Here is a 241-nt window from a genome sequence, read left to right as displayed (position 1 = left end):
CGCTTGATAGGAGTTTCTGCGTGTGTTAGCAGTCTTAACCCATCTTGCGCTTGAAACGTCCAGTTTCCATTGGCTCCTTTATGGTAATACTTTCTGAGCTTACCGATGGACGCTTTCCCACATCTTGATACTGTCCATGCCCTTAAAGCTACCCAAACCATATGGTCGAGTTTGGAGTAAATTTCCTTGGATACTACTGTGCTGTAATAGTTACTCCATCCTTTTATGACTGGATTTAGGT

General features: G+C 43.2%; 1 protein-coding gene. It reads right to left on the bottom strand.

Going from position 1 to position 241, the window contains the following annotated elements; genetic code table 11:
• Positions 1-227 (bottom strand): group II intron maturase-specific domain-containing protein (locus AC0QH1_RS05525; protein WP_442957284.1); only part of this gene is annotated, 227 nt, incomplete at its 3' end.
• Between the last annotated feature and the right edge of the window lie 14 nt (positions 228-241).

The organism is Phormidium sp. CCY1219 (genome assembly GCF_055795085.1).
Note: the sequence above shows the minus strand (reverse complement) of the source record. Positions and strands in the feature narration are given on the sequence as shown.